We start from the raw sequence: 18,802 nt of genomic DNA, 5'->3' as shown, positions 1-18,802 counted from the left end.
TGCGCCAGATCGCCTTTTACGATTTCGAATGCAAGCTGCACGCCGCGCGGCGCAACGGCGAGCTGACGCCCGATGACATCATCGCCCTGTGGATGAGCGTGCAGGCCGAAAGCCTGGGCCCGGTCTTCGACTATATGGACGGCTATGAAACCTTCTGGGCCTATATCCCGCATTTCGTGCACTCGCCCTTCTACGTCTATGCCTATGCCTTCGGCGACGGGCTGGTGAACGCGCTCTACGCCGTCTACGAAGAAGGCGCGGAGGATTTCCAGGATAAGTATTTCGACATGCTCAAGGCGGGCGGATCGAAGCACCACAAGGAGCTGCTGGCGCCCTTCGGCCTGGACGCGGGCGACCCGAAGTTCTGGGACAAGGGCCTGTCGATGATCGAAGGCATGATCGACGAACTGGAGGCGATGGAGGACTGAGCCACCGCCCACTCGTCCGGGCGACTGACGCCGCCCGCCGCCGTGCCGATCGCGCCCGCCCGCCTGCCTATGGCGCGGCGGGCGCCCCGCCACCGTCGACAAAGGCCGCGTCGATCAAGGCCTGCGTTCCGCGTGAGAATTCCAGCGAACAGGGAAACGCTGTCCCCTCCAGCAGGCTGCGGTTGAACGCTTCGATCTGCAATACATACTGCTGCCGGTTGGGGAAACGCTCCACCACCTCGGAACGGTCGGGGCGGACGATCTCGATCCGTTCGGAATCGTAGATATTCGCGTTGAACGGCGCGGTCACGCGAAGCCAGCCGGTTTCGCCGTGGAACACCATTTCCTGGCGCAACGCCATGCGCAGCGAGCAGTAGAAATCCAGGTCGAAATCCTTGAATGCGGCATGGACCCGCGCGGTGGTGTCGACGCCGCCCTCATATTCGATGCGCGCGGTGACGAACTCTGGCTCCAGCCCCGTCACGAAACGGGTGACGACCGAAGGGTAGACGCCGATGTCGAGCAACCCGCCGCCGCCGGTACCGGGCGTGTTGCGGATGTTTTCCACATCGGCGGCATTGTTGAAGCAGAAGGCCCCGTCGACCTGCCGCAGCCGCCCGATCGCGCCCTCGGCAAGCAGCGCGCGCACCCGGTGCCACTGCGGATGATGCAGCACCATCACCGCCTCCGCCACCAGCAGCCCCGAGGCGTCGCGCAGCGCGATCAGCTCGTCGATTTCCGAGGCATGCAGCGCGATCGGCTTTTCGCACAGCACATGCTTGCCCGCCGCCACGCATTTCTTGATCCAGGGCACATGCAGGTGGTTGGGCAGCGGAATGTAGACCGCGTCGATCTGCGGGTCAGCCAACAGCGCGTCATAGCTTTCATGGATGCGCAGCGTCGGATAACGCTCTGAAAATGCTTGCGCCTTTTGTGGATTGCGCGTCGCCAGCGCCGCCAGGGTGCCATGGCGGCTTTCGTTGATTGCCGGGCAGAGGTGTTCCCGCGCGATCTTGGCCGCGCCCAGCACGCCCCACCGGATGGATTTCTGCATGTTGCGTCCCTTCGTTGTCCGCCCGCAGCCTAGCCTGCGCGCGGGGCGTGCAAAAGGCCGCGATCATTCCTTTTCCGGCGCGGCCAGCGGCGCAGCCACCGGGGCGGCCAGCGCCAGCAGCGCGTCCAGATCCATATGGCGTTCCAGATGATCGGCCAGCGCATCCAGCGTCGCCTCGACCGTGGCGCCATAGCTTGCCTGCCCCGGCGCCGCGCCCAGATTGCGCAGCCAGGCCGCGCGGAAGCCATCGTCGTTGAACAGCCCGTGCAGATAGGTGCCCGCGACGCGCCCGTCGGCAGAGGTAGCACCTTCCGGCGTACCGTCCACGGTGCAAAAGGGGCGCGCGCAGTCAGCGCCCTCGGTATGACCGATATGGATCTCATAGCCCGCCACACCGGCCCCGGTGGCGCAGTGCCGCGCCTGAACCTGGGTCAGCCGTTTCTGCGGCTGCATCCGGGTGCTCACATCCAGCAGGCCGAGACCGTCGAGCGTGCCCGCGCCCCCTTCGAGCCCGTCGGGATCGTCGATCAGGCGGCCCAGCATCTGGTAGCCGCCGCAAAGCCCCAGCAGGTGACCGCCGCGCCGCAGATGGGCGCGCAGGTCGATATCCCAACCCTGCGCGCGCAGAAAGGCCAGATCACCGCGGGTGGACTTGGTGCCGGGAATGATCACCAGATCCAGATCCCCCGGCAGCGCCTGGCCCGCGCGGATCATCCGCAGATCGACACCGGGTTCGGCCGCAAGCGGGTCGAGGTCGTCGAAATTGGCGATCCGCGACAAGGTCAGACAGCCGATGCGTAGCGCCTGCCCCCCGACCCCGCGCCGCGCGGGCGCGACAATGTCCAGCGCATCCTCGGCCGGCAGCAGATGCGCCTGCGCGAACCAGGGCACGACACCCACACCCCGCCAGCCCGTGCGCCGCGCGATCAGCGCATAGCCTTCATCGAACAACGCAGGGTCACCGCGAAACTTGTTGATCGCAAAGGCCTTTACAAGCTCATCGTCCGCCCGGTCCAGCACCGCCTGCGTGCCCAGAAGCTGCGCGATCACACCGCCGCGATCGATGTCACCCACCAGCACGACGGGCACGCCCGCCGCCTGCGCGAAGCCCATGTTGGCGATATCGCCCGCGCGCAGGTTGACCTCGGCCGGGGAACCCGCGCCCTCGACCAGCACCAGATCGGCGCTGGCGGCCAGCCGGTGAAAGCTTTGCAAAACCCGCGCCATCAGCTGGGGTTTCAGCGCCGCGTAGTCGCGCGCCCTGACCGTGGCCAGACGCCTGCCCTGCACGATGACCTGACTGCCGGTGTCGGTTTCGGGCTTGAGCAGGACGGGGTTCATATCCGTCACCGGCGCTCGCCCGCAGGCCAGCGCCTGCAACGCCTGCGCGCGCCCGATTTCGCCGCCGTCCTGGGTGACGGCGGCGTTGTTGGACATGTTCTGCGGCTTGAACGGCGCCACGCGCAGCCCGCGCCGCGAAAAGGCGCGCGCCAGCCCCGCCACCAGCATCGACTTGCCCACGTTGGACCCCGCGCCCTGGATCATCAACGCGCGGCTCATGCGGAAGCGGGCCTCCGGCGGGGATATTTTCGCGACAATGAGCCGGGCCGCGCGATCAGAATTCGACGCCCGCCTGCGCCTTGACGCCAGAGCGGAAGGGGTGCTTGATCAGCTCCATCTCCGTCACCAGATCGGCGGCTTCGATCAGCGGCTCTTTCGCGTTGCGCCCGGTCAGCACCACATGCGTCATCGGCGGCTTATGCGCGGCCAGCCAGGTCACGACCTCTTCGACATCGATGTAATCGTAGCGCATCGCGATGTTGATCTCGTCGAGCAGCACCATGCGGTTTGCGGGATCGGCGATCAGCTCTTTCGCACGCGCCCAGGCGGCCTGGGCCATCTCGATATCGCGGGATTTGTCCTGGGTTTCCCAGGTGAAGCCCTCGCCCATGGTGTGAAAGGCGCATTTATCGGCGAAATGCGACAGGATCAGATCGCGCTCGCCGGTGGACATGCCGCCCTTGATGAACTGCACCACGGCGCAGGGCATGTCATGGGCGATGCAGCGGAAGATCATCCCGAAGGCGGAGGAGCTTTTGCCCTTGCCCTTGCCGGTATGCACGATGATCAGGCCTTTTTCCTCGGTCTTGGTGGCCATGATCTTGTCGCGGGCGGCTTTCTTCTTGGCCATCTTCATGTTGTGGCGGTCGGTGTCGTCGCTCATCTCTGGCCCCCAATGCTGTTCCGTGCCGTTTGTGCTGTGCCTTTCATGGGCGAGCGCGCAGGGTTTTGCAATCCGCTCAGAACAGCAAGGCCACCAGGCCCGGCACCAGCAACGCCGTCAGCAGCGCGTTCAGCCCCATGCCGATGCCCGCGAAGGCGCCGGCGGTTTCGTTCACCTGAAAGGCCCGCGCCGTTCCGATGCCATGCGCGGCGATGCCGATGGCAAAGCCGCGCGCGCGCCAGTCGCGCAGCCCCAGCGCGTTCAGCAGGGGCGTGACCACGATCGCGCCGATGATGCCGGTGACGATCACCATCACCGCCGTCAGCGTAGGCGAGCCGCCGATCGCCTCGGAGATGCCCAAGGCCACGGGCGCGGTGGTGGAGCGCGGGGCGAGCGACAGCAGCAGCTCTCCGCGCAGGCCGAGCGCCCAGCCGATGCCGGTCACGCTCAGCACCGCCGTCAGCGACCCTGCGAGCAGCGCGCAGCCCATCGGCAACACCGCCCGCCGGATGTTGGGCAGGTTGGCATGCAGCGGCGCCGCCAGCGCCACCGTGGCGGGGCCGAGCATGAAATGCACGAATTTCGCCCCCTCGAAATAGACCGGATAGGGCGTACCGCTGAGCAGCAGCGCCGCTGCCAGCAGGGTAACCGCGATCAGAACCGGGTTGACCCAGGGCTTGCGCCCCGAGGCGCGGAACGCGGCATCGCCAATCACATAGGCCCCCAGCGTGAGCGTCAGCCACAGCAGCGGATCGGCGGCCAGATAGCTCCAGATTTCGGCGAAATCGGTCATTCGTCCGCGGCGCCCCCGGCCAGACGGGCGACGCCGACGAAAACCAGCGCGGCGACCGCGATGGTCAGCACCGTGCTGAAAACGATCGCGATCAGGACCGGCAGCCCCGCGCTGCCCAGCGTATCGAGATGCCCGACCACCCCGACCCCCGCGGGCACGAAAAGCAACGACAGATGCGCCAGCAACCCCTGCGCCGTCGGCCGGATCGCCTCCGCCGCGCGCGGTATCAGCAGAAAGAGCGTCAGCAACAGCGCCATGCCGACGACCGGCCCGGGAATCGCCAGCCCGAGGCCGCGCACCGCGAGCTCGCCGAGCAACTGAAACCCCAGGATCACAGCCAGATGCAGAATCATCGCGCCCCCCTTCTTCTGGTCGCAAATATCCCGGGGGCCCGGGGGCCGCGCCCCCGCGGCGTGCCGGTCACGGCCCGCCTGCCAGATCCGCCAGCCTGGCCGCGGCGGAATTGCTGCGCGGCCGCCAGAGGCCGCGCGATATCGCCTCGCTGAATCGCTCCGCCATTTCGCGCAATGCAGGCGCGTTGTTGGCCGCGATGAAGTCGCGCGTGGCGTCGTCGTCCAGATAGGCCTCGTAGAGCAGATCGAAGTGATGGTTGCGCACCGCGCCGGTGGTGGCGGCGAAGGCGAAGAGGTAATCGACGGTCGCGGCCATCTCGAACGCGCCCTTGTAGCCGTGACGCTTCACCCCGTCGATCCACTTGGGATTGGCCGCGCGCGATCGGGTGACGCGGGCGATCTCCTCCTCCAGCGTGCGGATGACCGGGCGTTCGGGGCGGGAATGGTCGTTGTGATAGGTGGCGGGCGCCTGTCCGCGCAGATGGGTGACGGTGGCGGTCATGCCGCCCTCGAACTGGTAATAGTCGTCGCTGTCCAGCAGATCGTGCTCGCGGTTGTCCTGATTTTGCACCACCGCATCCGCCTGGCCGAGCCGATGTGCGAATTCCGCGCGGGCGGGCGCGCCCTCGACCCCGCCGCCATAGGCGTAGCCCCCCCAACCGAGGAAGGCGTCCACAAGATCGGCGGTGCTGTCCCAGAGCCGTTCGTCGATCATCGCCTGCAGCCCCGCGCCATAGGCCCCGGGCTTGGCGCCGAAGACACGGAACCCCGCGCGGTCCTCGCCCAGTGTGGCCCGGTCATCCCTGAACCGCGCGGCGGCGGGGTTGTCGGCCTCGGCTTCGTCGAGCTGCATCACGGCGCGCGCGGCCGAGGCCACCAGATCGACCTGCGCCGGAAATGCATCGCGGAAAAAGCCCGAGACCCGCAACGTCACATCCACGCGCGGACGTCCCAGAGCGGTGGCGGGAATGATCTCGAACCCGGTGACGCGGCCCGACATCTCGTCCCATTTGGGCCTGCACCCCATCAGCGCCAGCGCCTGCGCGATATCGTCGCCGCCGGTGCGCATATTGGCGGTGCCCCAGGCCGTCAGCGCGATGGCGCGCGGCCAGTCGCCGTGATCCTGCAAATGCCGGTCGATCAGCATCGACGCCGATTTCCATCCCAGCGACCAGGCCGCCCGCGTCGGCAGCGCCCGGCTGTCGACGGAAAAGAAGTTGCGCCCGGTGGGCAGCACGTCCAGCCGCCCCCGCGTCGGCGCGCCGGAGGGACCGGGCGCGATGAACCGCCCGGCCAGCGCATCCAGCAGGCCGCGCATTTCGCCCGGGCCGCAGGCGGCGACGGCGGGGCGCACCACCGCGCCGATCCGCTCCATCACCGCGGCGCTGGCGGCACCGGGGGGCTCTGCCTGCCCGTCCAGCAGCGCGCAGGCCAGCAGCTCCACCCGCTCGACCGTGTCGCCGTTGGTGCGCCAGATGTCCTCCGTCCGACCGGCCAGCACCCCGGGGCGCGGCCCGACATGCGCGGCGGCCATATCGCAATCGAGCGGGTCGATCCCCAGCCCCAGATCCGCGGCAATCGCGCGGTGCAACGACGCATCGCCGCCCTGCCCGCGCCCGCGCGGCACCCGCACCAGCGCAATCGTCAGATCGCGTTCCAGCCGCCCTTGCGGTGCCTGCCCGAAGACATGCAGCCCGTCGCGGATCTGGGCTTCCTTCAGGTCGCACAGATAGGCGTCGAGCTTGGCCAGCCGCGAATCCGCATCCTCGTCGCCGCTCACCCCCGCATCCGCATCCAGACCCGACGCGGACATGAGCGTCAGGATCTCGCGGCGCAGATAGTCGATCCGCCGCGGGTCCACCCCGGCCGCCTGGTAATATTCGTCGACCAGCGCTTCGAGATCGCGCAGCGGCCCGTAGGTTTCCGCCCGCGTCAGCGGTGGCGTCAGGTGATCCACGATCACCGCCTGCGCGCGGCGCTTGGCTTGGGTGCCTTCGCCCGGATCGTTGACGATAAAGGGGTAGACATGCGGCATCGGCCCCAGAACGGCCTCCGGCAGGCAGGCGTCGCTCAGCGCGACGGCCTTGCCCGGCAACCATTCCAGGTTCCCATGTTTACCCATATGAACAACAGCTTGTGCGTTGAAGTTAAACCTAAGCCAGAAGTAGAAGGCAAGATAGTTATGCGGCGGCACCAGATCGGGGCTGTGATAGCTGTCGGTCGGGTCGATGTTGTAGCCGCGCGCGGGCTGCACCCCGACCACGACATTCCCGAATTGCAGAACGGAAAGCTTGAATCGCCCGCAATCCACCTCTCCGGGCTCGAAGAACGGGTCGCCCTCCGGCGGGCCCCAGCGCTCCTCGATGCGCTGGCGCAGCTCCAGCGGCAGCCCGCCGTAGGCCATGTGATATTCCGCCAGCGACAGATCGACCCCGCCCTGCCGCCGCGCGCGGTCGGTGAGCCAGTTCGTCGGACCCGCGAGAATCCGCGCCATCAGCTGGGCGCCATCGGCGGGCGGATCGACCAGGCGGTAGCCTTCGGCCGCCATCGCCTCCAGCACCCCCACGGTGGCGGCGGGCGTGTCCAGCCCCACGCCATTGGCCAGCCGCCCGTCCTTGTTGGGATAATTCGCGAGCACCAGCGCCACGCGCCGTTGGTCCGTGTCCGTCTGCGCCAGCCTGACCCAGTTCGCCGCCAGATCGGCCACGAAACCTACCCGCCCGTTGTCGGCGCGATAGGCCGCGATGGCGCATTGCGTGGCCTCGTCGAAATAAGCCTCGCCCTTGAAGCTGACCGCGCGCGTCAGCAGGCGGCCATCGACCTCGGGCAGGGCCACATTCATGGCAATGTCGCGTGCGTTCAATCCCCGCGGGCTATCCTCCCACGCCTCCCGCGCGCCGCCCGACAGCACCATTTGCAAGACCGGCCGACCCGGCGCGTCCAGCACGGTCGCCGCGCGCGCCTCGCCCCATTGCGCCGGGTCGGGCGATGACACGGCAAAGCTGGTGGCGTTGATCACCAATGCGGGCGGCGCGTCGGCAAAGACCGCCTCCAACGTGCCCTTCGACACCGGATCCTTCAGCGAGGCCACGAACACCGGCAACGGGTTCAAGCCCCGCCGCAACAGCGCCTTGATCATCTGGTTGATCGGATGCAGCCCCGCGCCCTGCAACAGCGCGCGGTAAAACACCACCGCGACCACCGGCGCGCCCCCGGTCCAGTGGGCGCGCAGGGCCGCCGCATCCGCGACGCCGTCGCCCGGCCAGTAATAGCCGGCCCTCAGCAGGGGCTCCGCCCCGCGCGGTGCCGCGCCCCGGCCCAGCATGTAAGCCGCATAGCCCAGCATCCGCTGCGCGTTCACCGGCCCGCCTTCGACCATGTAGGACCAGAGCGCATGCCAATCCTCGCGCCCGACGGTGGACAGCGCCGCCAGCTCCGCATCCGGCTTGTCATCCCCCGGCAGCAACGCCAGCGCCACCCCGGCCTTTCCCAGGCGCGCGGCCATCTGCTCGACCGCGTAGCTCCAGTAGGCCGCGCCGCCAAGCGTGCGCACGATCACCAGACGCGCGCCCTTCAGCGTATCGTCGATATATTTATCGACCGTGAACGGATGCGACAGCCAGCCCAGATTGCCCAGCCGCAATTCGGGCGCGTCCCCGCCCATGTCCTGGCGCGCCTGCGACAGCGCGGCCAGTTCGGTGTCGGCGGCGGACAGGAACACGATTTCCGCCGGGCTCTGGCCCGGATCGACAGGCTCCGACCCGTCGGAAACCTGTCCCGGGGTCGCGGCCAGCAGATGCATCAGGCGGCCTTCGACAGGGCGGCTGAGATCGCCTCGCGGTCCAGCCCCTGCATACCGATCACCACCAGCCGCGTGCCGCGCGGCTCCGTCCCCGCGAAGGGGCGGTCGAAATAGCTGTCGATGCGCGGCCCCACCGCCTGCACCACCAGTCGCAGGGGCTTGCCCGCGATCGCGGCGAAGCCCTTCACCCGCAGCAGATCATGCGCGTCGATCGCCCCCTGCACCGCACCGCGCAACGCGTCGGCATCGGTGATTTCGGGCAGCTCCACGACGAAACTTTCGAATGCGTCATGCCCGTGTTCGTGCTCATGCGTGTGGTTCTCGCGGTCGTCATGGTCGTCATGGCCGTCATCATAGTCGTGATGGTGATGGTGATGGTGATGCAGCTCGTGGCGCGTCGCCATGTCGTCCTCGGCACCGATGCCCAGACCCAGCAGCACCGCCGGATCGACCCGTCCCATCTGCGCCTGGATCACCGATACGCCGCCGCGCACCTCGCCCTTCAATCGTTCCGCCAGCGCGCCCGCGCCCGCGCCCAGCAAATCGGCCTTGTTGACCACCACCATGTCGGCGCAGGCCAACTGATCCTCGAACAGCTCGGACAGCGGGGTCTCATGATCCAGCCCGTCGTCGGCCGCGCGCTGGCGATCCACGGCGGCCTCATCGGCGGCGAAACGCCCCGCGGCCAGGGCGGGGCCATCGACCACCGCGACCACCCCGTCGACCGTCACGCGGGTGCGGATGTCAGGCCAGCCGAAGGCGCGCACCAGCGGTTGCGGCAGCGCCAGCCCCGAGGTCTCGATCACGATGTGATCGGGCGCATCGTCGCGGTCGATCAGCTTTTGCAGGGCGGGAATGAAATCCTCGGCCACGGTACAGCAGATGCAGCCGTTCGACAGTTCCACCACATCGTCGTCTGCGCAGCCCTCGATGCCGCAGCCTTTCAGGATCTCGCCGTCCACGCCGAGATCCCCGAATTCATTGATGACCAGCGCAATGCGCCGCCCGTTCGCATTCTCGATCAGGTGGCGGATCAGCGTGGTCTTGCCCGCCCCAAGAAATCCCGTCACCACGGTTGCCGGTATCTTCTGCGCCATCTCGGCCCCTCTCATTCGTTTGGCCAAGGCCTAGATCAAACCGCCTGCTTCGGCAACTCGTCCCGCTTGTCTCATTGTCGCGAAAATATCCTCGCCGAAGGCCTCGGCACGGCCCCGCCCGCGGGCGCTCAGGCAAGGGTTGCAAGCCACTCCAGCGCGCCCTGCACCCCATCGACCTGCACGCCCCCGGGCGGGGCGGGACGCTCGAGCATGATCACCGGCAGCCTCAGCTCCGCCGCCGCGCGCAGCTTGGACAACCCCATGGCGCCGCCGGAATTCTTGGTCACCAGATGCGTGGCGCGGAAATCGCGCAGCAGGCGCCGCTCATCCGCTGTCGAAAAGGGCGGCCGCGCGATCATTACCCGCATATGTGCGGGCGGATGCGCGGGCGGCTCGATCACCCGCAGCAGCAGCGTCAGGTCGTCGCGCGCACCGAAGGCATCGGCGCCCCCCGCTCCAAGCGCCAGGAAAACCCGCGCGCCCGGCGGCGGCAGGGCCGCGGCCTCCGCCAGCGAGGCGACAGCGCGCCAATCGTCGCCCGCGCCCGCCACCCAGGGCGTGCGCGTCAGGCGCAGCAGCGGCACGCCGCAGTCCTGCGCGGCATCGGCTGCGTTTCGCGATATCGACATGGCAAACGGATGGGTCGCGTCGATCAGCGCCGCAACCCGCTCCGCCCGCAGGAAGGCACCCAGTCCCGCCGCGCCGCCAAAACCGCCGACACGCGTGGCGACACCATAGGGCTGCGGCTGGCGCGTCATCCCGGCCAGCGACGCCGTCACCCGCCAGCCCGGCGCGCCCTCTGCCAGCCGGGCGGCCAGCGCACGCGCCTCGGCGGTGCCGCCCAGCAAAAGCACATGTCTCACGGTGCGAAAGCCTCGGCAACGATACGCCCCGCACGATCCACGATCATGATGTCCAGGGCGATTCCGGCCCCGGCCCCCACCGTCTGCGCGGCGACACGGCGCGCGTCGCGCGCCACGGCCTGCGCCAGCGGCGCGCCCGCCAGCTCCAGCGCCTGCATCGCCGTGTTGCACCCCGCCACCGCCGCGCGCTGCTGCGGCGGGACCAGCGCGGCCAGGCGGGCGAAATCCACCTGGCTGCGGCCGGAATGCAGATCGAGCGCCCCCTGCGCCAGCTTCGCGAGCTTGCCGAACCCGCCAGCCACGGTAACCCGCGCCACCGGATGGCGGCGCAGGTATTTCAGCATGCCGCCCGCGAAATCCCCCATGTCGAGCATCGCGTGATCCGGCAGCCCCAGATGCGCCTGCGCCACCCGTTCCGAAGTGGCCCCGGTCGCGCCCGCCACATGCCCCAGCCCCGAGGCCCGCGCCACATCCACGCCCCGATGGATGGAAGCGATCCACGCCGCGCAGGAAAACGGGCGCACGATGCCGGTGGTGCCCAGGATCGACAGCCCGCCCTCGATCCCGAGACGCGGATTCCAGGTTTTCGCGGCCAGCTCGGCCCCGTTCACCACCGACACTTCGACGGTGAAATCGGGCGGCATTCCAGCAGCTTGCGCGACATCGCTCACGGCTTGGGTTATCATCTGGCGCGGCACCGGGTTGATTGCGGGCTCTCCCACTGCGACGGGCAGACCGGGGCGGGTGACACGCCCCACGCCTGCGCCCGCCACGAAACCTATCCCGCCGTCCGCGACACCCGATGAGACCGTCACCACGATTTCCGCGCCATTGGTCACGTCCGGGTCGTCACCCGCATCCTTTATGACCGACGCCCGCGCCCACCCCGGGCCGCGTGCATGCGCGTGCAGCGGGAACATCACGCGCTGGCCGCGCGGCAGCGTGATCTCGACCGGGTCCACCCATTCGCCTGTCAACAGCGCGCCCGCCGCCGCCGCCGCCGCGGCGGTCGCGCAGGCACCGGTGGTGAAGCCGGTTCTCAGGGGGCCATCTGGTTTGCGCACCATGGCCAAAGTCAAAGCACGGATCGGATGACGCCTCCAGCCCCAAAAACGGCGCATCCCGTCTCGCCACCCGGCGCGCGGCGGTATATGAGATGGCAATGAGCATGACCCCCCCTTCCACAGCCGCGCCCGGTGCGGCAGATTTTCTGGGCCTGGACCTGCCGGGCCTGGACGTGCCTGCCTTTCCGCCCGGGCTGGTCTGGCTGGTGGGTGCGGGCCCCGGAGAGCCGGGGCTGATGACCGTGCAGGGGTTGGCGGCGCTGAAGCGCGCCGATGTGATCATCTATGACGCGCTGGTCGACGAGCGGCTGCTGGCCTGGCGCCGCGCGGATGCGGATATCGAATATGCGGGCAAGCGCGGCGGCAAGCCCTCGGCGCAGCAGCGCGACATCTCGCTGCGGCTGATCGAGCTGGCGCGCGCGGGCAAGCGGGTGCTGCGGCTGAAGGGGGGCGATCCCTTCGTTTTCGGGCGCGGCGGCGAAGAGGCGCAGGCGCTGGTGCAGGCGGGCGTGCCGTTTCGCGTGACGCCGGGCGTCAGCGCGGGCATCGGCGGGCTGGGCTATGCGGGAATCCCCGTCACCCACCGCGACGTGAACCAGGCCGTCACCTTCGTCACCGGCCACGACCAGAGCGGCGCGGCCCCCTCTGCCATCGACTGGCAGGCGCTGGCCAAGGGGTCCCCGGTCATCGTGCTCTACATGGCGATCAAGCATCTGGCGCAGATCACCGGGGCGCTGATGGCGGCCGGGCGCAGCGGCGAGACCCCGGTGGCGGTGGTGCAGAACGCCACCCGCCCCGACATGGTGGTGCTGGAATCGACGCTGGCGCAGGTGGTCGGCGATGTGGACCGCACAGGGATCGCCGCCCCCGCCATCGTCTGCGTGGGCGAGGTGGTCCGCATGCGCCAGGTGATCGACTGGGCCGGGCAGATCGCGGGCCGCGCGCCGCGCGATCTGGACCCGATGAACACGAAATCCATCTCCGACGCGGGCTGAGCTTGGGCGCGCGCGGGTTCATCCTTGCGGCGCCGTCGTCGGGCGCGGGCAAGACCACCGTGACGCTGGGATTGATGCGTGCGCTGGCGCGGCGCGGCATCGATGTACGCGCGGCGAAAAGCGGCCCCGACTACATCGACCCCGCCTTTCACGCCGTGGCCTGCGGGCAGGCTTCGGTCAATCTGGATGGCTGGGCGATGGGCCCCGATCTGCTGCGCGCGCGGGCGGCGGCGCAAGGCGGCGCGGTGCTGATCGTCGAAGGGGCGATGGGGGTGCTCGACGCGGGCGCCGACGGGCGCGGCTCGGTCGCGGATCTCGCCCGCGTGCTGGGGCTGCCGGTGGTGCTGGTGCTCGACGTGGCCAAGCAGGGGCAGTCGGCGGTACTGGCGCCGGCCGGGCTGCGCGCGCTTTGCCCGGATCTGGACCAGGCGGGCGTGATCGCGAACCCCGCGGGATCGGCGCGGCACGTTGCTCTGGCCTCCGCCCGCTTGCGCGAGGCCGGATTTCCGGTCTTGGGGGCGCTGCCCCGCGATGCGGGCCTTGCCCTGCCGGAGCGGCATCTGGGGCTGGTGCAAGCCAGCGAGACCGCCGGACTGAGCGCGTTTCTCGACCATGCCGCCGATCAGGTGGAGACCCATCTGGACCTGGAGGTGCTGCTGGGGGCGGCCGTGCCACTTGCGCCCGCGCGTTCCGACCCGCCGCGCCCCGATCTGCCGCCGCCCGCGCAGGTGGTGGCGGTGGCGCGCGACCGGGCGTTCGGCTTTTTCTATCCGCATCTTCTGGACGACTGGCGTGCCGCAGGGGCGGAAGTGCTGCCCTTTTCACCCCTTGCCGATGAGCCCCCCGACCCGCGCGCGCAGGCGATCCACCTGCCCGGCGGCTATCCCGAACTGCATGCAGACACGCTGGTCGGTGCGCGCCGGTTTCGCGCGGGGATGCAGCGCGCCGCCGCGGCGGGGGCGGCGATCTACGGCGAATGCGGCGGCTACATGGTGCTGGGCGAAGCGCTGGAGGATGCGACCGGCGTGGCGCATCCGATGCTGGGCCTGCTGCCGCTGCGCACCTCTTTCGCGCGGCGCAGGCTGACGCTGGGCTACCGGCGGCTGACCCCCTGCCCCGGCGCGCCCTTTGCGGGGGCGCTGATGGCGCATGAATTCCACTACGCCACCATCGTCGAAGAGGGCCGCGCCGACCGGCTGTTCGAGGCGCGGGACGGCGCGGGCGCCCCGCTGCCCGCGATGGGGCTGCGGCGCGGGAAGGTCTGCGGATCCTTCGCGCATGTGATCGCCCGGGGCTGAAACCCAAAGACCGCGTGCCGCGTGAAATTCGCCTCCGGCGGGAGTATTTCATCCAAGAAGAAGCGGCGCGCGGCAGCGCGTGGGTTCAGGCGCTCTTCTTGCGTTTGGGGCGCAGGATATGCGGCGTCGCGGCGTCGTAGAGCGCGCTGTCGGGAAACTCGGTCGCTTCGAAGATCCGGCCCACGAAGACCAGCGCCGTGCGCGTCAGCTTTTCCGCCCGCACCTTGGCGCGGATGTCGGCCAGCGTGCCGCGCAGGAAGGCCTCGTCGGGCCAGCCGACGCGATAGGCCACGATCACCGGGCAGTCGGCCCCGTAGATCGGCGCAAGCTCGCGTTCGACATGCAGAAGGTTGCGCACCGACAGATGGATCGCCAGCGTCGCGCGGCTGCGGCCCAGGGTCGCCAGATCCTCGCCCTCGGGCATCTGCGACGACTTCATCGCGGTGCGCGTCAGAATCACCGTCTGCGCCACCTCGGGCACGGTCAGCTCCTGCCCCAGGGCGGCAGCGGCGGCGGCATAGGCGGGCACGCCGGGGATGATCTGGAAATCGATCCCCGCCGCGCGCAGACGCCGGATCTGTTCCGCGATCGCGCCGTAAAGCGAGGGGTCGCCCGAATGCACCCGCGCCACGTCGTGACCGGCGGCATGGGCGGTCTCGATCTCGGCCATGATCTCGTCGAGGTGCAGCGGCGCTGTGTCGATCACCCGCGCCCCCTCGGGCGCGCCGGCCACGACGGCCTCGGGCACGAGGGAGCCCGCATAGAGGCAGACCGGGCATCGCGCGATCAGGCGCTGGCCCTTGACGGTGATAAGGTCCGGATCGCCGGGGCCGGCGCCGATGAAGTAGACAGTCATGAGAGATCCCCGTCGATCTTGCGGCCGTAGCCGCGCGGTGTGAAAATCCAGTTGCCGCCCGCGCCCGCGCAGACATCCCCCGAGGCCGTGACCCGGCTGGTGGAGGCGCCGATCAGAACGATGGTCAGCATGTCGACCTCATCGACCTGCAAGGTCGCCAGCGTGCGCAGGGTCAGCTTTTCCGTCGGACGCCCGAGGTTCGAGGCCAGCAGCACCGGCGTATCGGCCGGGCGGTGGTCGAGCAGGATCTCGCGCGCCTCGGCCAGCAGGGTGCGGCGGCGACGCGACACGGGGTTGTAGAAGGCGATGACGAAATCGCCCTCGGCGGCGGCGTGCAGACGTTTGACGATCGCCTCGCGCCGGGTCAGCAGATCCGACAGCGAGATGGTGCAGAAATCATGGCCCAGCAGCGCCCCCGCCCGCGCCGATGCGGCTTGCAGGGCAGAGATGCCGGGCGCATGGGTCAGCGCCACGCGCTTGGCCGCGGCGCTGACGCCGCCCTGATCCTCGGGCCGGTCGATCAGCTCCATCACCAGCGCGCCCATCGCGTAGATCCCCGCGTCGCCCGAGCAGATCAGCGCCACGCGCCGCCCCTCGCCCGCGCGTTCCAGCGCGTAGCGGCAGCGCGCCTCCTCCTCGCCCAGGGCGAACTCGCGGGACTGCTTGTCGCGCGCGGCGGGCCCCAGCAGATCGAGGTAGAGCCCGTAGCCCACCAGCTCCTCCGCCTCGGCGATCAGGCGGCTGGCCTCGGGGGTGCGCCATTCGGCCTGGCCGGGGCCGATGCCCACCACCGCCAGATGCCCGCGCGCGCGGCCCTCGGCGCCGCCCTCGCCCAGTCGCGCCAGCGCGCAGGTGGCTTCCGCCGATTTGTGCTTCTCGACCTCCAGGGCTGCGTCGGGGCCTGCGGCCAGCAGCGCCGCGCCCTCGGCCACGCCGTGGCAGCCGACCTCGGCGAAGACCACGTCGGACGGGTTGGCGAGCCGCGGCGTCATCTCCTCCAGCGCCGCGGCGGAGTGGAAACGCGCGGGCACGCCCAGATGGGCGGCCAGCGCATGGATCGCAGCCTCATCGGATTTCAGATCGATGGAATGGACCGCCGCCACCTCGGCCTGCGCGCGGCCCGCGTCGGCCAGCGTCGTGCCGACCAGCCCGATCAGCTCGTCTGGCTTGCAGCCGCGCGCGCAGCCCACGCCCAGCGCGAAGCCGCGCCGCCGCCAGACCAGCGGCGCGCAGCCCTCGACCGACAGCACCACGGGCGCATCCGCATCGGGCGCGGTGGCCAGCGTCACGCGCGGCAGCAGCGGCGCCAGCCAGTCCGCCTGCCCCGACAGGGTCGCGGGTGCGCCCGCCAGCAGCGCCGCCATCGCGGGCTTTGCGTCCTCGGGCGTCTCCAGCACCCAGCCCTCGGGCGGCTCATCGAGCGCCACGCCCAGCCGCACGTCGCCGGCCGTGGTCACCTGGGCGCCCGCCTCCAGCGCTGCGGCGGCGCGGCGGGCCAGGTCGTTGGCGCCGTGATGCCCGCCCAGCAGCGGCACCACGGCACTGCCGTCCCCGGCCACCGACAGCACCGGCGGCTCCGCCCGCTTGTCGGCCAGAACCGGCGCGAGGCTGCGGATGACGATGCCGCTGGCCGCAACCGCGACGATCGGATGCCCGGCCAGGAAAAGCCCCTGCAAATGTACGCTCACCTGCGCGAAATCGCGCCCGCGCAGGTCGATGCGTGCCTCCAGCGCCGCCCCCAGCCGTTCGGCCAGCGGCAGGGCCGAGGACAGGATGCAGACAATGACGGGCGAGAGCGGTGCGTGTTCAGACATGGGCGTCCTTGCCGGGAATGAGGATCATCGAGAAATAGGGCGCCGTCTCGGGGGCCTCGACCAGCGGGCAGCAGATCTGCTGCGGCAGAGAGGCATGGCTGACGAAGACCGCCCGCCCGGTCAGGCCGAGCCTTTCGACCACGCGGCGGGCTTTGGCGAAATGACGGCCGAGCTTCATGATCGCACAGGCGTCGGTGCGCACCAGACGCGCGGCCAGATCATGCTCGGGCATCGTGGCGGGCAGCACGCTCAGCGTTTCCTCGCGGGCGCAAAGCGGGCGCCGCGCCGCCGCCGTCACCGCACCCAGTGAGCTGACGCCGGGCACGATCCGCACCGGAAAGCGGCCCTCCAGCCGGGCGAAGAGATACATGAAGGAGCCATAGAAGAACGGATCGCCCTCGCACAGCACCACCACGTCGCGGCCTGCGTCCAGCTGCTCTGCGATCTCGGCCGCGGCGCGGTCGTAAACCTCCTGCGCGGGGAAACGCGCGTGTTTCATCGGCACGACGATCGGGATTTCGCGCAGGCCCTCGGGCAGGTACTCCGCCACGATGCGCCGCGCGAAGCTCTCGCCGGTGTCGGGCGCGGGATAGGCCACGACGGTGGCGCCGGTGATCAGCCGGTGCGCCCGCAGCGTCAGTAGATCGGGATCGCCGGGACCGACGCCGACCCCGTAAAGCGTGCCGCTCATGTCATCAGGCTCCATTGGGTGACGGGCATCTGCGGCCGCCAGCCGCGATAACGCCCGATGGTCTCGGCGCGCGACACGGCCACGCGGATCAGGCTGCCGCCGTGGGCTGCGTGCAACTCGGCCAGCAGCGCCTCCGATTCCAGCGTCACGGCATTGGCGACGAGCCGCCCGTGACGCGGCAGTGCGGCCAGCGCGGCCTCGGCCACGGCGCGGCTCAACCCGCCGCCGATGAAGACCGCGTCGGGGCGCGGCAGATCCGCCAAGCCTTCGGGCGCGCGGGCGTCCAGCAGGCGCAGCCGCGGCGTGCCCAGCCGCGTGGCATTGGCGGCGGCCATCGCGCGACGATCGGCGTCGGGCTCCAGGCCCGTGGCCTCCATGTCGCGGTCGGCGCGCAGCCATTCGATCGCGACCGAGCCGCAGCCCGCCCCGATATCCCAAAGCCGCTGTCCCCGCCGGGGCGCCAGCGCCGCCAGCGTCAGCGTGCGCAGCTCGCGCTTGGTCATCTTGCCGTCATGGGTGAAGGCCGCGTCCGGCAGCCCCCAGCGCGGCAGCGGGCGGGCATCGGGGGCGGCGGCCACCTCCACCGCCAGGACGTGGAAATCGGGAACCTCAGCCACCCAATCCTGCGCCACCCCCTCGATCCGCGCCTCGTTCGGGCCGCCGAGTGCGGCCAGTACCGTCATCCGGCTGGGGCCGAAACCACGCTCGGCCAGCAGATGCGCGATGGCGGCGGGGGTGGTGGCGTCCTGCGTCAGGATCACCAATCGCAGCCCGTCGGCGAAGAAGGGCACCACCTGTTCGGCGGGTCGGCCGTGGACGGTCAGCGTCTCCACATCCGCCAGCGACCAGCGCATCCGCGCGCAGGCCAGCTGAAAGGCCGACAGATGCGGATGATAGCACAGCTCCTCGGGCGCGAAGCCCCTGGCGAAGAAAGCTCCGGCCGAGTACCAGAGCGGATCGCCCGTCACCAGCACGCAGACCCGCCGCCCGCGCTCTGCGCCGATCTCCTCGACCATGGCGCGAAAGGGGCTGGGCCAGCGCCGCCGCTCAGCCCCCAGATGCGGGGCGAGCCCGTGGTGCCGGTCGCCGCCGACGATGAGTTCGGCCGCCTCCAGCGCGGATTGCGCGGCCGGGGAAAGACCGTCCCAGCCATCCTCGCCGATGCCGATGATGTGCAGCCAGGGGGTCATGGCGCGGCCCCAAAACGACCAATCCGCCCGGTGTGAAACACCGGGCAGCGCCCGCCCGCCCCCCAGGCGGGCGCTTTCGCGCCCCCCTCGGTCGGGCTCTGCCCTCTGCGCCGACGCGCGCTCATCGAAATGCCCATAAGTGTCACATCCCGGCAGGTAGTATGGCTGTTTCTTGAACAGCTTCGGCTTGCGATTGTGCCAGTCTTTCATCGCCTGCAAGGGCGTCTTGCTTCCCAAGGCCGATTGAGGGAGCTGCTGGTTATAGAGCCAGACATAGCGG

Annotated in this window: 16 protein-coding genes and 1 pseudogene; 3 read left to right on the top strand and 14 right to left on the bottom strand. The window is 69.9% G+C overall.

Annotated elements, in window-relative coordinates; all coding sequences use genetic code 11:
- A partial coding sequence (locus tag ACU0BR_RS09895; protein ID WP_446156674.1) for a M3 family metallopeptidase occupies positions 1–428 on the top strand: 428 nt, incomplete at its 5' end.
- Positions 429–495: 67 nt separating this feature from the next.
- Here the strand turns inward: ACU0BR_RS09895 and ACU0BR_RS09890 are convergent.
- From ACU0BR_RS09890 to ACU0BR_RS09850, 9 genes are all read right to left on the bottom strand, one after another.
- On the bottom strand, positions 496–1,482 hold the full coding sequence (locus ACU0BR_RS09890; RefSeq protein WP_446156673.1) for a Gfo/Idh/MocA family protein: 987 nt from the start codon (positions 1,480–1,482) through the stop codon (positions 496–498).
- A 63-nt stretch (positions 1,483–1,545) separates the two neighbouring features.
- On the bottom strand, positions 1,546–3,042 hold the full coding sequence (locus ACU0BR_RS09885; protein WP_446156672.1) for a cobyric acid synthase: 1,497 nt from the start codon (positions 3,040–3,042) through the stop codon (positions 1,546–1,548).
- Positions 3,043–3,097: 55 nt separating this feature from the next.
- A complete protein-coding gene (gene cobO, locus ACU0BR_RS09880; RefSeq protein WP_446156671.1) occupies positions 3,098–3,706 on the bottom strand; it encodes a cob(I)yrinic acid a,c-diamide adenosyltransferase in 609 nt (202 codons plus the stop codon).
- A gap of 76 nt (positions 3,707–3,782) precedes the next feature.
- Positions 3,783–4,499, bottom strand: a complete 717-nt coding sequence (locus ACU0BR_RS09875) for an LrgB family protein (RefSeq protein WP_446156670.1) — start codon at positions 4,497–4,499, stop codon at positions 3,783–3,785.
- Positions 4,496–4,852 carry a CidA/LrgA family protein gene (locus ACU0BR_RS09870; protein ID WP_446156669.1) on the bottom strand — a complete coding sequence of 119 codons (357 nt, stop codon included), beginning with the start codon at positions 4,850–4,852 and terminating at the stop codon, positions 4,496–4,498. The genes ACU0BR_RS09875 and ACU0BR_RS09870 overlap by 4 nt, the downstream gene beginning before the upstream one ends.
- A 67-nt stretch (positions 4,853–4,919) precedes the next feature.
- A complete protein-coding gene (cobN, locus tag ACU0BR_RS09865) occupies positions 4,920–8,654 on the bottom strand; it encodes a cobaltochelatase subunit CobN (protein ID WP_446156668.1) in 3,735 nt (1,244 codons plus the stop codon).
- Positions 8,654–9,751, bottom strand: coding sequence for a cobalamin biosynthesis protein CobW (cobW, locus tag ACU0BR_RS09860; RefSeq protein ID WP_446156667.1), 1,098 nt, complete (start codon positions 9,749–9,751; stop codon positions 8,654–8,656). The genes cobN and cobW overlap by 1 nt, the downstream gene beginning before the upstream one ends.
- A 128-nt stretch (positions 9,752–9,879) precedes the next feature.
- Positions 9,880–10,614, bottom strand: a complete 735-nt coding sequence (locus tag ACU0BR_RS09855; protein ID WP_446156666.1) for a cobalt-precorrin-6A reductase — start codon at positions 10,612–10,614, stop codon at positions 9,880–9,882.
- Complete coding sequence (locus ACU0BR_RS09850) at positions 10,611–11,681, bottom strand: cobalt-precorrin-5B (C(1))-methyltransferase (protein ID WP_446156665.1); 1,071 nt, start codon at positions 11,679–11,681, stop codon at positions 10,611–10,613. The genes ACU0BR_RS09855 and ACU0BR_RS09850 overlap by 4 nt, the downstream gene beginning before the upstream one ends.
- A 95-nt stretch (positions 11,682–11,776) precedes the next feature.
- On the opposite strand from ACU0BR_RS09850, the gene cobA reads away from it, so the two are divergent.
- Positions 11,777–12,673: a uroporphyrinogen-III C-methyltransferase gene (gene cobA, locus ACU0BR_RS09845; protein ID WP_446156664.1), complete on the top strand. Its 897-nt coding sequence runs from the start codon at positions 11,777–11,779 to the stop codon at positions 12,671–12,673.
- Positions 12,674–12,675: 2 nt separating this feature from the next.
- Complete coding sequence (locus ACU0BR_RS09840; protein ID WP_446156663.1) at positions 12,676–13,971, top strand: cobyrinate a,c-diamide synthase; 1,296 nt, start codon at positions 12,676–12,678, stop codon at positions 13,969–13,971.
- Positions 13,972–14,056: 85 nt separating this feature from the next.
- Here the strand turns inward: ACU0BR_RS09840 and cobM are convergent, their stop codons facing one another.
- From cobM to ACU0BR_RS09815, 5 genes and pseudogenes are all read right to left on the bottom strand, one after another.
- Positions 14,057–14,827 carry a precorrin-4 C(11)-methyltransferase gene (cobM, locus tag ACU0BR_RS09835; protein WP_446156662.1) on the bottom strand — a complete coding sequence of 257 codons (771 nt, stop codon included), beginning with the start codon at positions 14,825–14,827 and terminating at the stop codon, positions 14,057–14,059.
- Positions 14,824–16,641: a precorrin-3B C(17)-methyltransferase gene (gene cobJ / locus ACU0BR_RS09830; RefSeq protein WP_446156661.1), complete on the bottom strand. Its 1,818-nt coding sequence runs from the start codon at positions 16,639–16,641 to the stop codon at positions 14,824–14,826. The genes cobM and cobJ overlap by 4 nt, the downstream gene beginning before the upstream one ends.
- Positions 16,634–17,332, bottom strand: a complete 699-nt coding sequence (cobI, locus tag ACU0BR_RS09825) for a precorrin-2 C(20)-methyltransferase (protein WP_446156660.1) — start codon at positions 17,330–17,332, stop codon at positions 16,634–16,636. Before cobI ends, cobJ begins: the two co-directional genes overlap by 8 nt.
- Positions 17,329–18,522 carry a precorrin-6y C5,15-methyltransferase (decarboxylating) subunit CbiE gene (gene cbiE, locus ACU0BR_RS09820; RefSeq protein ID WP_446156675.1) on the bottom strand — a complete coding sequence of 398 codons (1,194 nt, stop codon included), beginning with the start codon at positions 18,520–18,522 and terminating at the stop codon, positions 17,329–17,331. Before cbiE ends, cobI begins: the two co-directional genes overlap by 4 nt.
- Before the next feature lie 138 nt (positions 18,523–18,660).
- A pseudogene (locus tag ACU0BR_RS09815) lies at positions 18,661–18,802 on the bottom strand (IS481 family transposase); the annotation flags it as partial.

The sequence above is a fragment of the Brevirhabdus sp. genome, assembly GCF_052826345.1.
This window is presented reverse-complemented; position numbering and strand designations above follow the sequence as displayed.

Excerpts from the sequence above, each read along its gene's own strand:
- ACU0BR_RS09890 (WP_446156673.1), bottom strand. The coding sequence starts at position 1,482 with ATGCAGAAATCCATCCGGTGGGGCGTGCTGGGCGCGGCCAAGATCGCG.
- ACU0BR_RS09885 (WP_446156672.1), bottom strand. The coding sequence starts at position 3,042 with ATGAGCCGCGCGTTGATGATCCAGGGCGCGGGGTCCAACGTGGGCAAG.
- cobO (WP_446156671.1), bottom strand. The coding sequence starts at position 3,706 with ATGAGCGACGACACCGACCGCCACAACATGAAGATGGCCAAGAAGAAA.
- ACU0BR_RS09875 (WP_446156670.1), bottom strand. The coding sequence starts at position 4,499 with ATGACCGATTTCGCCGAAATCTGGAGCTATCTGGCCGCCGATCCGCTG.
- ACU0BR_RS09870 (WP_446156669.1), bottom strand. The coding sequence starts at position 4,852 with ATGATTCTGCATCTGGCTGTGATCCTGGGGTTTCAGTTGCTCGGCGAG.
- cobN (WP_446156668.1), bottom strand. The coding sequence starts at position 8,654 with ATGCATCTGCTGGCCGCGACCCCGGGACAGGTTTCCGACGGGTCGGAG.
- cobW (WP_446156667.1), bottom strand. The coding sequence starts at position 9,751 with ATGGCGCAGAAGATACCGGCAACCGTGGTGACGGGATTTCTTGGGGCG.
- ACU0BR_RS09850 (WP_446156665.1), bottom strand. The coding sequence starts at position 11,681 with ATGGTGCGCAAACCAGATGGCCCCCTGAGAACCGGCTTCACCACCGGT.
- cobA (WP_446156664.1), top strand. The coding sequence starts at position 11,777 with ATGAGCATGACCCCCCCTTCCACAGCCGCGCCCGGTGCGGCAGATTTT.
- cobM (WP_446156662.1), bottom strand. The coding sequence starts at position 14,827 with ATGACTGTCTACTTCATCGGCGCCGGCCCCGGCGATCCGGACCTTATC.
- cobJ (WP_446156661.1), bottom strand. The coding sequence starts at position 16,641 with ATGTCTGAACACGCACCGCTCTCGCCCGTCATTGTCTGCATCCTGTCC.
- cobI (WP_446156660.1), bottom strand. The coding sequence starts at position 17,332 with ATGAGCGGCACGCTTTACGGGGTCGGCGTCGGTCCCGGCGATCCCGAT.
- cbiE (WP_446156675.1), bottom strand. The coding sequence starts at position 18,522 with ATGACCCCCTGGCTGCACATCATCGGCATCGGCGAGGATGGCTGGGAC.